This window comes from Coleofasciculus sp. C1-SOL-03 (assembly GCF_040220555.1).
GTDB lineage: Bacteria > Cyanobacteriota > Cyanobacteriia > Cyanobacteriales > Coleofasciculaceae > Coleofasciculus.
The window spans coordinates 26,376-41,016 of record NZ_JAVJUO010000161.1 but is presented as its reverse complement, the minus strand read 5'-3'; the positions used below and the strand labels follow the sequence as shown (position 1 = coordinate 41,016).

The 14,641-nt window shown below is 46.4% G+C and carries 11 protein-coding genes; 7 read left to right on the top strand and 4 right to left on the bottom strand.

The features are described from left to right. Window positions 1–411: 411 nt before the first annotated feature. Window positions 412–3,759: a SpoIIE family protein phosphatase gene (locus tag RIE73_RS26180; RefSeq protein ID WP_446403963.1), complete on the bottom strand. Its 3,348-nt coding sequence runs from the start codon at window positions 3,757–3,759 to the stop codon at window positions 412–414. 144 nt (window positions 3,760–3,903) lie between these two features. Here RIE73_RS26180 and RIE73_RS26175 point away from each other — a divergent pair, with 144 nt between their 5' ends. Continuing rightward, window positions 3,904–4,371 carry a regulatory protein RecX gene (locus RIE73_RS26175; RefSeq protein WP_446403962.1) on the top strand — a complete coding sequence of 156 codons (468 nt, stop codon included), beginning with the start codon at window positions 3,904–3,906 and terminating at the stop codon, window positions 4,369–4,371. 326 nt (window positions 4,372–4,697) lie between these two features. Here the strand turns inward: RIE73_RS26175 and RIE73_RS26170 are convergent, their stop codons facing one another. After that, window positions 4,698–6,017, bottom strand: a complete 1,320-nt coding sequence (locus tag RIE73_RS26170; protein WP_446403961.1) for a glycoside hydrolase family 15 protein — start codon at window positions 6,015–6,017, stop codon at window positions 4,698–4,700. A 196-nt stretch (window positions 6,018–6,213) separates the two neighbouring features. On the opposite strand from RIE73_RS26170, the gene RIE73_RS26165 reads away from it, so the two are divergent. The 6 genes from RIE73_RS26165 (at window position 6,214) to secA (ending at window position 12,262) form a co-directional block, all read left to right on the top strand. After that, window positions 6,214–6,672, top strand: coding sequence for a GatB/YqeY domain-containing protein (locus tag RIE73_RS26165; RefSeq protein WP_446403960.1), 459 nt, complete (start codon window positions 6,214–6,216; stop codon window positions 6,670–6,672). 127 nt (window positions 6,673–6,799) lie between these two features. After that, entirely contained in the window at window positions 6,800–7,426 is a 627-nt protein-coding gene (locus RIE73_RS26160) for an alpha/beta hydrolase (protein ID WP_446403959.1), read from the top strand. A gap of 36 nt (window positions 7,427–7,462) precedes the next feature. Next, window positions 7,463–7,609, top strand: a complete 147-nt coding sequence (locus RIE73_RS26155) for a hypothetical protein (protein WP_446403958.1) — start codon at window positions 7,463–7,465, stop codon at window positions 7,607–7,609. 84 nt (window positions 7,610–7,693) lie between these two features. Beyond that, window positions 7,694–8,026: a hypothetical protein gene (locus RIE73_RS26150; RefSeq protein WP_446403957.1), complete on the top strand. Its 333-nt coding sequence runs from the start codon at window positions 7,694–7,696 to the stop codon at window positions 8,024–8,026. 152 nt (window positions 8,027–8,178) lie between these two features. Then, window positions 8,179–9,060 (top strand): alpha/beta fold hydrolase, encoded by an 882-nt coding sequence (locus tag RIE73_RS26145; RefSeq protein ID WP_446403956.1) that lies wholly within the window; start codon window positions 8,179–8,181, stop codon window positions 9,058–9,060. A gap of 412 nt (window positions 9,061–9,472) precedes the next feature. After that, entirely contained in the window at window positions 9,473–12,262 is a 2,790-nt protein-coding gene (secA, locus tag RIE73_RS26140; RefSeq protein ID WP_446403955.1) for a preprotein translocase subunit SecA, read from the top strand. A 281-nt stretch (window positions 12,263–12,543) separates the two neighbouring features. Here secA and lexA read toward each other — a convergent pair whose 3' ends face one another. Both lexA and argF read right to left on the bottom strand, forming a co-directional pair. Further along, window positions 12,544–13,158, bottom strand: coding sequence for a transcriptional repressor LexA (lexA, locus tag RIE73_RS26135; RefSeq protein ID WP_446403966.1), 615 nt, complete (start codon window positions 13,156–13,158; stop codon window positions 12,544–12,546). A gap of 319 nt (window positions 13,159–13,477) precedes the next feature. Beyond that, the gene (gene argF, locus RIE73_RS26130; protein WP_446403954.1) at window positions 13,478–14,395 is read right to left on the bottom strand and encodes an ornithine carbamoyltransferase; all 918 of its coding nucleotides are present in this window, start codon (window positions 14,393–14,395) and stop codon (window positions 13,478–13,480) included. Between the last annotated feature and the right edge of the window lie 246 nt (window positions 14,396–14,641).

Below are 14,641 nucleotides of genomic sequence, written 5' to 3'. Positions count from 1 at the left end.
GTTTAGGTAAGACTTAGAAGACAGGTAGACCAGTAGACAAGGAAGAGTGAGAACGGAAAATAGGGCGTTTCGGCTTTTAGAAGTGAGTTTGACCGAACCTAATTTTGTACGGTTTTTCCTCCTTGTCTTCTTTCCTTCCTTGTCCTCCTTGTCTTGTCCCCACCCTAAAATAAAAAACCTACACCTGTCAGCTCCCCCCCCCGAACAAATGTACTATAAAAGATGGTTTGGTGAAAAATGGCAAATGATGATTCCTACTGTTAATTGTAAAAATAGAAAAAAGCCTTGAAACTCTTTACCATTGCCCATTGCCCATTGCCCATTGCCCATTGCCTATTCCCTATTCCCTCTCCCCACCACAACACTTATTCAGCAGATTCTACTTATGAAAGGGGTTTGGTGACCAAACCCCTACTGTTGCTTTAACACTAATAATGTAATGTCATCAAAAACCTTTTGCTGACCAATATAATGCCGCACATCTTCAATGACAACCTGGCGAATGTCTGAGGCTGATTGGTGACGATGGGCTTGTACTATCTCACAGAGTCGTTGGAGTCCATAGTGGGACTGATGGATATTTTCTGCTTCGGTAATGCCATCGGTATAGAGAACGACAACATCGCCAGAATTTAACTGGATTCTTGCTTGGGCAATAAATTCCATAATATCAGCATCTAACCCGATAGGGAACCCTAAATCAATCGTATCAATTTTTTCTAAGCTGCCATCGGTTCGCACCACAATCATTTCCTCATGTTGACCACTCAGGGTAATTAATCCATCGGCGTAGTCAATTAAAATTAAGGTCATGTTTTTATAACAATCCATCCGCTGTAAATTGGCGTACAGGGTGCGATTGAGAATATCTAAAAAGCGCACCGGATCAGTTTCATGACTATTTTCTAACGTCCGAATCGCGGTTTGTGCCATAATCATCAACACACCACTTTCTAAACCATGTCCTGTGACATCACCAATGCCAATTTTGACCCGTCCCCTATCGGTGAGGACATCATAATAGTCTCCCCCCACGTCCTCAGCCGATTCCATAAATCCGGCAATCTCTAACCCTTCAATCCCATCTAATTCAGATGCTTTAGGTAGAACCATTTGTTGCATTTTTCGCACGACATCTAACTCTGTGGCTAATCGAACATTTTCCGCCTGGAGATGTTTAATATTCAGATGCGTCTGGATGCGGGCTAAAAGTTCGTCTTTGGAAATTGGTTTACTTAGGTAGTCATTCGCACCACTATTTAAACCTGTGACAATATCCTGCACTTGGTTTTTTGCGGTTAACAGTAGAATCGGGAGTTCTGTGGAATTGAAGCGTTGACGGAGTTTTTCGGTGAGTTCATATCCGGTCATTTTCGGCATCATTACGTCCAGGAGAATAATATCAGGACGTAAGCCATTTTTAATCAGTTCCAGGGCTTCTTGTCCGTTATTGGCTTGAGTGATAGCATAGTTTTGTAGAGTAAGGTTATTCCTTAAAACTTGCAGATTGATCGGTTCATCGTCAACAATTAACACATGAATACCTGGGGAATCAGAGGGGGAATGTTGTGGCGTAGTCGGGGGAACAGAAGCGGGAATTTCTGAACCTATAGTTTCTGCGATCGCCTGACGCGGTGGTTGGGGTGCTGCGGACTGATTAGCAAGGGGTAAAGTAACGCTAAACTGTGACCCTTCCCCCAGTTTTGAGGTGACACGAATTGTGCCGCCATGGAGTTCGACTAAATGTTTAGTTACCGCCAATCCTAAACCCGTCCCGCCATATTCTCTAGCTGTTGTGCCTTCCCCTTGTTCAAATGAGATAAAAATGCGCTCAAGTTTATCCTCTGGGATGCCGATTCCCGTGTCAGAAACTGTAAGGATTATTTGTCCTGGGTTATCCGGGTTTTGAGTTGGGGAAGGAGGAGGTGAGACAACGGCGGCGGAGACAGTTATCTGTCCAGATTGGGTAAATTTAATCGCATTTCCTACTAAATTATGTAAAATTTGTTGCAGACGATTTTCATCGGCTTGGGCAGCGGGGAGGTCGGCGGGGATGGTATTGATTAGTTTGACATCTTTGTGGGTAATTAGGGGTTGACTTAACATCAGTACGATGTCAGTAATTGACCGTAAATCAACGGGTTTAAGTTGCAAGTCTAAGTTTTGATGTCTGAGTTTGGCAAAGTCGAGAATATCATTGACTAAACTGGACAAACGGCGACCACTAGAGACAATCATCGCTAAGTTATTGCGTGTAGATTCAGGCAAGTCTCCGGTTACCCCATCTACTAGGGATTCAGCAATACCAATAATTCCATTCAAAGGCGTGCGGAGTTCGTGAGAGGTATTGGCTAAAAATTCATCTTTGAGTTGATCCAGGCGTTGTAATTCTTCATTTTGCTGCGCCAAGGTTTCAAAGGAAGATTGCAATTGTTTTGCCATGGTATTAAAGGATTTCGCCAACTCCCCCACTTCATCAGATCGTTGACTTTCAACGGTTTGATCCCATTGCCCTTGCGCGATCGCTTTAGCGGCGGTATTCAGGCGTAAAATCGGTTGCGTCACCCAACGGGCAAGGAGAATACCGACAGAAATGGAGAGAATTAAGGCAGCGATACAGAGTGCGATCGTATTGCGGGTATTGCGGTGAATTTGCGCCATAAAATCGGCTTCTGGAATCACCACCACAATCAACCAATCCAAACCAAACTCATCCTGATAGGGCGTGACTTGAACGATTTGGCGTTTGCCCTCTAGGGTAAAGTCAAGGTGCTGGGGATGAGTAATTTGGTTAAAGTCGCTAAATTTAGCCTGCAAAAACAATGCCGTTTCTCGGACTAACGGGTTCTCACTTTCAACGGCTTGGAGGCGATTGATTTGTTCATTTTCCTGAGTAAAGGGCGAGTCCTTGGTTGAGGAGGCGACTAACAAACCATTGTGTTCCATAATAAAAATTTGACCCGTTTTGCCAATCTCTAAACTCCGAAGAAATTCACCAATAGCTGACAAGGATAAATCAACCGCAAATACTGCCGTTAACTCGTCTTGGGCATTATAAATCGGTCGCACAGCCGGGAGTGCTAGATTAGGATAAGGGGCAGCCCAAACATAGATATCTCCCCAAACTGGGGTTTTGGCATTTTTTGCCGCCAGATACCAAGGACGTTGCTGGAGTTCGTAATTGGGAATAACCGATAATAGCTTTTGGCGATTTCCTTGGGCATCGGTTTGATAGGTTTTAAACCCTTGATTGGCAGAGTCACCTGTCCAGTAAGCAACATGGGGAAGCTGATTGGGAACTTGTTCCGCCCCACTAAAAACGTCTTCAGGGATGCCCACGTAGATATAACTCATTTGCTCGAACAAGCGAAGCTGCTTCCAGAAATGGCGTTCTAATCCGGAAATATCCTGTAAATCCAGTTTGCCTAAGTTGACATCTTCAGCATTAATCTGATTAATTAAATGAGGCGTGTCTAAATAATTAGTCAAGCGTTCCTCAACCCGATTCGTCAGTTCGCGCTGTAATTGCCCCGCCAACTCATTCACTGCCTTTTGCCCATTTTTAAACGAAAGCCAGCCCACTAATCCCACTGCGCCCACAATTTGCAGTACAAAAGGGACAATGAGAACGGTTCTCAGGTTGATTCTTCTAGCACGTTTACGATTGAATGGGGTCAAAAGGCTGAGTAACATAATGGGGGAAAAGAGTCGGTACTGTTCGGTTAAGGGAAGCGGGGGGAGCGTGTAGAGACGTAGCATGCTACGTCTGGGAGATGGGGGAGCTTGTCCGCTGTACTAAGCAATATTAACAAGCCTCAAGTCCTTACCATTCCCCGTTCCCTGTTCCTTCCTACTCTCAACCGTTAACTTGAATTGTGTCCACCCACTTAATCCTGACAATCCATGAAATGTATTGACTATTTCTGTAAACTTTTAGCCCGTCGAGAATATAGTGTCTTTGAACTCACGCAAAAAGCCCAAACTAAAGGCTTTGATGCCCAGGATATTACTGAATCTATTGAGAAGCTGCAACGCCTCAATTATCAATCGGATACTCGTTTTGTCGAAAGCATGATCACGTCCTATCGAGGCAAATATGGCAAAATAGTCATTAAACGCAAATGCCGAGATAAGGGCATTGATTCGGAGTTCTTTGAACAAATCTGGCAGTCTCAAACCGAGGACGAGGAAGAAGGAGAACAACTGGATGGTTTAAAAGCGAAGGTGGTGCGAAAGTATAAAATTACTGATTTTCATGATATTGACCCGAAAACCAAGCGAAAGCTATGGAATTACCTTCAGTATCGTGGGTTTAATCCGGGTGACGTGTTAACCCAGTGGCAGAGGGAACAAGATGAAGATGTTGATTAAAATAAACGATTCAATTAATCAATAAGTAGGTTGGTGGAAATAAACTTAACTAGATTAAGTTATGTAAACAAGCCTCAAACCCTTACTGTTCCCTGTTCCCTGTTCCCTGTTCCCTAATCTCAACCGTTAACTTTAATTGTGTCCACCCACTTAAACTGAATGTCACTGACTTAAAGCCCCGACACCCGCCCGGAGTTCAAACTCCGGGCTAAAAGCTCAAGTCCACTAAAGTGGACTAAAACTTTTAATCCGAATGGTACTAACTTAAAGCTGATAGATAGTGCCTAACCTAGGGTATAGCAAGAATTCCGGCGATTCCAAAAGGCTTAAGTCAGTGCCATTACACTTAAACTCGTCTCCATCATGTTCAGCGCCACCGCTAAATTCGCTTGTGTCCAAAGTAATGGCGTTGCATCACTGGGAACATAGGAGTCATCTTCTCGATGATAAAGTTCCGGACATTTAAATTCGCCAAACTCGCTATCTTGTCCAGTAAGTTGTCCCAGAGAACGATTCAGATAATAGATTTGTTGCTGTAAATCCTGGGACTGTTGATGGTGCTGAAACTTAAGTCCAAAGATAATAGAAAGAATCGGATCAAAAACACACCATTGGGCTTGTTCCCCATCCGCCAATAAGCGATCGCGTTCCTCAATGCTTTCACTCCAATCCCTTGTCCGTCCTTGGGGTGGCAACTTTTTCTTGTAGTTGGCGCACCAGTACGAGTCTCCTAAGTAGCGCCGGATACCGTAGTCCCCTTGCAGATGCGTAATAATATTATCTAAGATTTGATTGGCTGTAGTTTCCGAAACCAATTGTAACGGGTAAACCAGGAACAACAACGCTGCATCATACTGCCGATTCTTTTTCGGTTCCGGTTGGATGCATTCGGCAGGTAAAATCGTTTCTAGGGTTGATTCTCCCTGGGCGATTAACTCAGTTAAAAAAGATGGGAAAAAAGCGCGATCGCACTCCTGTATCTCAGACCAATTTTTCCTGTGATTAAGCAGAGTTTGCAGGGATTTTAACCCCGCCACCACGCCACCAATACTAGACGCTTCGAGTTTACGAGTTTCCTCCCAATGACCACTATCTTCATCCTGCCAATAGCGAATCGCTTGAAAGTAACGGGCAAATAATACCAAAACCGCGAAGTCCTCAGCTTGAGGATTCAGGAGTCCCTGAGTTGCCAATTGACAGTAAAACCATAAGAAAAATCCCAAAGCATCATTTTGCGCGTGCGCCCATTTTTGATTAATTTCCGCCAAATTTTTACCATCAAAGCGAACATGGGGGCGCTCCATCACATTCTGGGGGTCAGCTTCGCCCTCAATAATCTGGACAAAACGCCATTGATACTTTTTGAAATAGCTGATCAGCGCATTAACGGTTTTCAGAGCAATTTCAACCTCTCCCAGAACATAATGAGCGTGAGCAATATAGAGATTATCTCGTACCCAGACACTGGTATAATCAGTATAGTCGGCATCACTTTTTAATAAAGCCGCCGCGAATAAGCCATTGTCTAGAGCAGGAAACTGAAACGTACCTTGGTTGTTGAGAAACTGGAATAACTGCTGAATATCTGACACACTATAGTCAGCCCGCATCAAGTCGAGGAGTTTTGGGTGATGAAGAAAAAGCATTGTTGGGTATATCTCGATGAATAACTGAAAATCAATGGCACTGAAATATTTAAATGCGTGACAGCTTATCGTAGGCACTGCCCACCAGCATGAATTCAGTGCTGTTCAACTTAAACTTAAAATCCTAATGAGCCAATCCCGTTGATCGCCCGGTTTACTCCTTATAATTTAATCAGTTGTTTCCTCAATCGACATAATGAGCCTCAAAGACCGCATCTCTGAAGATATCAAAGTCGCGATGAAAGCGAAAGATAAAGTGTGGCTGGAAACCGTCCGCAGTATCAAAAAGCTGATCCTGGAAAAAGAGGTCAGCTTGCGCCCTCAAGGACAAGAGACACTCACCGAAACTCAGGAACTTGAACTCTTAGCCCAACTTGCCAAACAGCGTCGGGATTCAATGGAACAGTATCGTAACGCGGGACGGGAAGACTTGGCGGAACAAGAAGCCAAAGAGTTAGCCATAATTGAAGAATATCTCCCTTCCCCCCTATCCGATCAGGAAATTGAAGCGATACTGGATGAAATTATTACCCAAACTGGTGCAAGTTCCATGAAAGATATGGGGAAAGTCATGGGACCGGCTATGGAAAAAGTCAAAGGGCGTGCTGAAGGTCGCAAGATTCAAGCTATGGTTAAAGCTAAACTGAGTGGATAAGTTGGCATTTGTCAGAGAACAGGGAACAGGGAACAGGGAACAGGGAACAGGTAAGATAGAGTTTTAAGTTAACTTCCTCATCACCCCATCACCCCATCTCCCCATCTCCCTCCATCGGACTATCACGATGCAAAAAATCCCAGATTACATTCTATTTGCCCAACACGGCTGGGCAGATACAGAAGCAGCGATCGCAGTGATGGCACAAACTCTGGCGACTCCCCAAACACTGGTGATTACACCCAATCTGGGTTGGTGGAAAACCTGGTGGCGGATTAAGCCATTAATCAAGCAGGTGGAAGGAATCGCCACGGAAATAATTGCCAAGTATCCCCAAACCCCGATCCGGATTATCGGTTATTCCCTAGGCGGATTAATCTGGGTAGAACTCCTCAACCGACACCCTGAATGGTGGTCTCAGGTGGAGTCGTTGGTTCTCGTCGCTTCGCCCATCGGCGGGGTGGATTTAGCCCGAAATTTTACGTTTTTGGGAATGGGTGTGGGGATAGCTGGGGCTTTGCTGGACAATCGCCGTCAGATGACGGAATCTATTGCTGAAGTGATTCCCACGTTAGTGATTGCGGGCGATGTTGGTGGCGGAACAGATGGTGCGGTGACTCTAGACGAAACCAAGGTTCCTGGTGCAAATTTCTTTTATCTGCCTACATTATCCCATCCCACACTAAAAAATCATCCGGCTGTAGCGGAAGTGATTCGCGACTTTTGGCAAAATCCAGTTATCATTGACAACTGATCGTTTTTTTCATCGCCCAATCTAATTTAGACACTCGTGGAAATCACAACCAACGTCCAAGAAACTCCTGTTAAAACCCCACAAAAGGTAATTGTTATCGGTGGTAGTATAGCCGGACTGTTAACCGCACGGGTGCTAGTACAAGAAGGCAGAAGTCCGAAGGCAGAGGGCAGAAGGCTATAAGGAACCTATGGCAGCTGCTTTTAGGCAGTTTGTTCGCTGGTTAGTTATTTCTGCCGCGCTGCACTAGCCGATCATTTTGATCAGGTGACGATTATTGAACGCGATCGCGTTCCCGAACAACCTGAACCTCGTGCAGGAGTTCCCCAATCCCATCAGCTTCATGTCCTGTTAACTCAGGGATATCGCATTCTAAATCAGTTATTTCCTGGATTGGAAGCAGAACTGGCTGGCTTGGATGTCTCTACTCTCAACTGGACGGCAGATTTTCAGTGGTTATTACCGGGTGGTTGGTCTCCCCGTTTTCCGTCTCATATCATGTCCGGTGGAATACTTACACTATCGGTTGAGACAAGGCAGAAGGCAGAAGGCAGAAGGGCTCCAAGGGAAGGAGGAAGGTTGCAAGGTACAAGGGAATAATGACTGTTTGGACGGACATGATATCACCTGAAAACTGACTCAACATTCCCTCTGCTGCTTGGCGCTTCCAGACCATCAAAAGTTGTGGTAAGCGCTGTTTTAATTCGTCAACTTCATTTTATTCCTAATTACTGCTTGACAGATTGAAGCCCATGAACCAAACCCCAGACTTTATTCTATTTGCCCAACATGGCTGGGCGGATACCCACCATGCGATCGCCGCCTTAGCCCAAACCTTAACCACGCCCCAGTCTCTATTGATTACACCCAATCTGGGTTGGTTGAAAACCTGGTGGCGCATTGAACCCTTAATTCAACAGGTCGAAGGAATAGCCACTGAAACCATTAGCCAGTATCCAAATACTCCGATCCGAATTATTGGTCATTCCATGGGCGGTTTAATTTGGCTAGAAATTCTCAAGCACCATCCCGAATGGTGGTCTCAAATAGAATCCTTTGTCCTGGTTGCATCCCCCATTGGCGGGGCAGATTTAGCCCGATTAATTGACCCCTTGGGTGTGGGAATTGGAATTGCGAGTGCCTTAGGGATTAACCGCCGCCAAATTGCACAATCCATCGCCAAAATGGTTCCCACATTAGTCATTGCTGGCGATAGCGATGGGGGAAGTGACGGCACCATTACCGTTGAATCAACCAAGTTTTCCCGCGCCAAGTTTGTGAGTATTCCCAATTTAGCCCATGCCCAACTCAAGAATCATGCTACTGTAGCTGGAATTATTCGGGAATTTTGGGCAAATCCCATAATAACTGACCCTTACCCCCTAGATTTTACCGCTCAGTTAATTGAACGCTTGCAGTCAATACCCGGAATGACTGATGCTCATCCGCGAGACTTTCCCCGGAGTCAACCCTACATCACTTTTGCCAACGGATTCACAATTCGCATCTGGACAAGTCCGTTACACGTTGACCATATTTTTGTCACTAATCCCGAAGGGAAATGCCTTTATAGTGGATTCGTGGGCTGGATGCATCGTGCGGCGTTACATCAAGCGTTAACTGAAATTAGGTAGGCTGAAAATCCCTTATAAGGTAAGCTTTTTTCTTCACTATTGCAAGAAAGCCTATTTCCTATTGCAAGAAAGCCTATTGCAAGAAAGCCTAGCGCGTAGCGCTATATAGCCGTAGACACATCGATTAGGACTTTCGGCACCATTGTAGAGACTAAGCATGCCTAGTCTCTACATGAACGAGAAACCCACCCCCATTGTTCGAGATCTCCACACCCCCCTCAATCTGAGCAAAAATGGTAGGATGATCGTAAAAATGCCGCCCTCAGCGGTAGTTTATCAGGGGTTAGCCGTTAGCCACATAGGACTCGTGCAAGATTGGCTGTGAACGCTGACTCTCCTATTCATGCCCTTAGTCTTGAGTGTCTAACCTTAACCCTAGACCAAGCGCGATTAGACGTATCCCTCTCCTGCTATGTTAAAAAACTTACTTGGTGATCCAAATACCCGCAAACTTAAGCGATACCAACCGTTCGTTGCCGATATCAACGTTCTGGAAGAAGATATCCGATCGCTCTCCGATGAGCAACTCCAAGGGAAAACCGTAGAATTTAAGCAGCAGCTTGAAGGCGCGACCACGGATCGTGAGCGAGAAGAACTATTAGAGGATCTCCTACCCGAAGCCTTTGCCGTCGTGCGAGAAGCGGCATGGCGGGTTCTGGGAATGCGCCATTTTGATGTGCAGTTACTCGGTGGCGTGGTGCTGCACCGAGGAGAAATCGCGGAGATGAAAACGGGTGAGGGGAAAACCCTGGTGTCTACCCTACCCGCTTATCTCAACGCGCTAAGTGGCAAAGGGGTACATATTGTTACCGTCAACGATTACCTGGCACGTCGGGACGCGGAATGGATGGGACAAGTACACCGTTTCCTGGGATTAACCGTGGGACTGATTCAGTCGGGAATGAGTCCTTCAGAACGACAGCGCAACTACGCCTGTGATATTACCTACGCCACAAACAGCGAGTTGGGGTTTGACTACCTGCGGGATAATATGGCAACCTCGATGAATGAAGTGGTGCAGCGTCCCTTCAATTACTGCATCATTGACGAAGTAGACTCCGTACTCATTGATGAAGCCCGCACCCCCCTGATTATTTCCGGGCAGGTGGAACGCCCCACCGAGAACTATATCAAAGCGGCTCAAATCGCGAAAATGCTTCAGCCGGAGGAGCATTATGAGGTGGATGAAAAAGCGCGTAATGTCATCCTGACCGATGAAGGCTTTATCGAGGCAGAGAAACTCCTAGAGGTTGGGGATTTGTATGACCCGGAAAATCCTTGGGCGCATTATATCTTCAACGCGATTAAAGCCAAGGAACTGTTTACCAATGACGTAAACTACATTGTGCGTAACGGCGAGGTCGTGATCGTCGATGAGTTTACCGGACGGGTATTACAGGGACGCCGTTGGAGTGATGGACTGCACCAAGCGATTGAAGCAAAAGAAGGCGTCGATATTCAAAAAGAAACTCAAACCCTAGCCACGATTACCTATCAAAACTTCTTTTTGCTCTATCCCAAGTTAGCGGGGATGACCGGAACCGCGAAAACAGAAGAAGCCGAATTTGAAAAAATTTATAATCTGCAAGTTACAATTATTCCCACCAACAAGCCCCCCGGACGGCGGGATATGTCGGATGTGGTGTATAAAACGGAGGCAGCCAAATGGAAAGCCGTTGCCCGCGAATGTGCGGAAATGCACGAACTAGGGCGTCCGGTACTGGTGGGGACAACCAGTGTGGAAAAATCTGAACTGCTTTCGGGTTTGTTAAACCAATTAGAAGTTCCCCATAACCTGCTCAATGCCCGACCGGAGAACGTGGAACGGGAATCGGAAATTGTCGCCCAAGCAGGGCGCAAAGGGGCGTTGACGATCGCCACCAACATGGCGGGGCGTGGTACTGATATTATCTTGGGGGGTAACGCTGACTATATGTCGCGGCTGAAAGTGCGAGAATATTTCATGCCGCAAATTGTCATCCCCGAAGAAGAAGATTCCTTTGCGGCTATGGCAGCAGGAGGTGGAAAACGCTCCCAAGCTCAAGGGTTTGCGCCCGGTAAAAAAGTGAAAACCTGGAAGGTGAGTCCCCAGATTTTCCCCACCCAGTTGTCTCAAGAAACGGAGCAAAAACTGATCGAAGCGGTGAAGTTTGCAGTGCAAGAATATGGGGAACGGAGTTTACCGGAATTAGAAGCCGAAGAAAAAGTGGCGATCGCGGCGGAAAATGCCCCAACAGATGACCCGGTGATTCAGAAACTGCGGGAGGTTTGTCGGGCAGTACGCCAGGAATATGAAGCCTTTACCCATAAGGAACATGATGAGGTAATCAGTATCGGCGGATTGCATGTCATTGGTACCGAACGCCACGAATCTCGCCGGATTGATAACCAACTGCGGGGACGGGCAGGACGCCAAGGTGACCCGGGGTCAACCAAGTTTTTCCTCAGTTTAGAGGATAACTTGCTGCGAATCTTCGGCGGCGATCGCGTGGCGGGGATGATGAATGCCTTCCGGGTAGAAGAAGATATGCCTATCGAATCGGGAATGTTGACTCGTTCCTTAGAAGGGGCGCAGAAAAAAGTAGAAACTTTCTACTATGACACCCGGAAACAGGTGTTTGAATATGACGAGGTGATGAATAATCAACGACGGGCAATTTATGCTGAACGTCGTCGGGTGTTAGAAGGATTAGATCTCAAAGAACAAGTCATCCAATATGCAAAAAAGACGATGGATGATATTGTAGACGCATACGTCAACCCGGATTTGCCGCCGGAAGAATGGGATTTAGGCAGCTTGGTGTCCAAGGTACAAGAGTTTGTCTATTTGCTGCAAGATCTTCAGCCAGAACATCTGGATGATATGACGGTGACGGAGATTAAAACGTTCTTGTATGAAGAAGTCCACAAAGCGTATGACATTAAAGAAGCCCAAATTGATCAAATTCAACCGGGATTGATGCGACAAGCGGAACGGTTCTTCATCTTGCAGCAAATTGATACTCTATGGCGGGAACATTTGCAGTCGATGGATGCGTTGCGTGAATCAGTGGGGTTACGGGGGTATGGACAGAAAGACCCACTGATTGAGTATAAGCAAGAAGGATATGAAACCTTCTTGGAAATGAGGATTGACATCCGTCGCAATGTGGTGTACTCGCTATTCCAATTCCAGCCGCAAGTGCAACCGCAAGCGGTTTAATTGTTTGTCATTTGTCATTCGTCATTCGTCATTTGTCATTTGTCATTCGTCATTTGTCATTTGCAATAATTGAACGGTTAGGTAGGGGCGGGTTTAGTTACATCAGGGTGAAAACGAAATGTTAGTAGTAAAACCCGCCCCTACAAAAGATGTTTTATCGGAACGCCTCTTTTCCCTCTGCTTCCCCTGCTCCCCAGACGTGCCATGGCACGTCTCTACATTGCTTCCCCCGCTTCCCCTGCTCTCTAACCCCACCCCAAAACTTATTCAGCAGACCCTAATTAACTGGGATTCTCGAAACTACGCCAGACGCCAACTAAGACGCCCTGTACTTCTACCTTTTCTGCTGCCACTGCTATGGGTGGATAATTAGAGTTAGCAGGTTGCAGGGTGATCATCTCCTCTTCCCGATAAAAATGTTTCAAGGTTGTGCCGTATCCTTCCACTCTAGCGGCAACAATTTGACCATTTTTCAGTTGATCGGGTTCAGGAACGGGTTGCATAATCACCAAGTCCCCTTCTCGAATTAAGGCTTCAATCATGCTGTCCCCGGTAACCCGGAGGGCAAAGTTACCGGGTTGGGTGAATAAACCGGATAAATCAATCCGATCCATGCCATCGATAAATGGTTCCACCATACCCCCCGCCGTGATCACACCCAGTACAGGTACTCCTGATGCCGTACTACTGAGAATCCGAATCGTCCGAGCTTTGCCTTCTGTCCAATCAATGTATCCTTTGTTGCGTAGATGTTCGAGCCGACTCTGAATCGGTGCAGGCGATCGCAGGTTCATCGCTCGCATCATTTGCCGGATTGAGGGCGCGTGTTGGGCGGTTTGAATATAGTCAACCAACCAATCATAAAGTTCTTTCTGGGCTTGGGTGAGGGGTTCCATCATCCTACAAATTACACTAGATTTTGACGTTACAGGTTGCGGGTGCAGATGGCTCAACCATTCGACTTGTGAGTCTTGATGGCAGTCAATCTACTCTGAGACGGGTTAAATTGAAACCCATTTATTCAACTAAACGAATACTATTTACTATAAAACATTAGTAGTACTAATGTCCTATCTGGGTCCCCTTAAAAGCAATTTTTAAGAATTTTGCGTAGGGGCGGGTTTGACGATTAACGTTTTTGACCTCACCCAGATACCAGTAAACCCGCCCCGACTTAACCATCGACTTTACCGTTGAATCGTCCCCTGTGTTCTGTTAATCCGCGCCTAAAAGACTAGCCAGTAAAGCTTTCTGGGCGTGCATCCGGTTTTCAGCTTGATCCCATATCCGCGATCGCGACCCTTCCATCACCTCATCGGTAATCTCTTCGCCTCGATGGGCGGGTAAACAGTGCAACACGATCGCATCCGTTGCCGCTAAACTCAAAAGTTGTTGATTGACCTGGTACGGTAAAAAGACCGGAATTCGCGCATCGGCTGATGCTTCCTGACCCATACTTGCCCAGACATCGGTATAAATCACATTAGCGCCCTTAACGGCTGCCTTTGGATCATCCGTAATCGTCACTTCACTGTTGACCGCCAGTTGTTTAGCTCGATCTACAATTAAACTATTCGGTTGGTAAGCCGATGGTGTGGCAACTCTGACATTCATCCCCATGAGGGCGCATCCTACCATGAGTGAGTGAGCCACATTATTGCCATCACCCAAATACACGACCGTCGCACCCGCGAGTGACCCAAAACACTCTTGCATGGTCAACAAGTCTGCCAAGACCTGACAAGGGTGTTCTAAGTCAGTCAGGGCGTTGATAATCGGAATCTGAGCATAGTCGGCAAAGGTTTCTAGTTCGTTTTGCTCGAAGGTGCGAATTGCCAGGATGTCCAGATACCGATCCAAGACCCGGGCTGTATCTACCACAGGTTCTCCTCGACCCACCTGGGTGACATTGGGGTTCAAGTCAATCACTTGACCCCCTAGTTGGTACATTGCTACCGAAAAACTGACTCGGGTTCGGGTCGATGCCTTATAAAACAAAAGCCCTAACACCTTATTGCATCGCAGGTTAACCTGACCGGTTTTCAACTGGATAGCTAGATGCAACAGTTCGTGAATCTCATCCGCACTCAGGTCAGCTAAACCTAACACGTCTCGTCCTTGTAATGCCGTCATGTTCCTTCTCCGATGACTCAGTGGATCGGCGCTTGCTTTTAAAGCACGTTGGCTGGGGTAATCTCACCCAGCACCACTTTTTACCGATGTCAGTCTCCTACGGCTACCCAGGTTTTGGCAAGAAGCACCGTGCTAAAAATTTAGCAGATTTTTATCGGATCAGTTTAATTTTGAGGCGGATGATGTAAAATAGTAGTTTTTTTTCGGAAGCGTTGAGAACCGATCGCCAATATTACGTCTCGATTC

Excerpts from the sequence above, each read along its gene's own strand:
- RIE73_RS26180 (WP_446403963.1), bottom strand. The coding sequence starts at position 3,759 with ATGCTACGTCTCTACACGCTCCCCCCGCTTCCCTTAACCGAACAGTAC.
- RIE73_RS26175 (WP_446403962.1), top strand. The coding sequence starts at position 3,904 with ATGAAATGTATTGACTATTTCTGTAAACTTTTAGCCCGTCGAGAATAT.
- RIE73_RS26170 (WP_446403961.1), bottom strand. The coding sequence starts at position 6,017 with ATGCTTTTTCTTCATCACCCAAAACTCCTCGACTTGATGCGGGCTGAC.
- RIE73_RS26165 (WP_446403960.1), top strand. The coding sequence starts at position 6,214 with ATGAGCCTCAAAGACCGCATCTCTGAAGATATCAAAGTCGCGATGAAA.
- RIE73_RS26160 (WP_446403959.1), top strand. The coding sequence starts at position 6,800 with ATGCAAAAAATCCCAGATTACATTCTATTTGCCCAACACGGCTGGGCA.
- RIE73_RS26145 (WP_446403956.1), top strand. The coding sequence starts at position 8,179 with ATGAACCAAACCCCAGACTTTATTCTATTTGCCCAACATGGCTGGGCG.
- secA (WP_446403955.1), top strand. The coding sequence starts at position 9,473 with ATGTTAAAAAACTTACTTGGTGATCCAAATACCCGCAAACTTAAGCGA.
- lexA (WP_446403966.1), bottom strand. The coding sequence starts at position 13,158 with ATGGAACCCCTCACCCAAGCCCAGAAAGAACTTTATGATTGGTTGGTT.
- argF (WP_446403954.1), bottom strand. The coding sequence starts at position 14,395 with ATGACGGCATTACAAGGACGAGACGTGTTAGGTTTAGCTGACCTGAGT.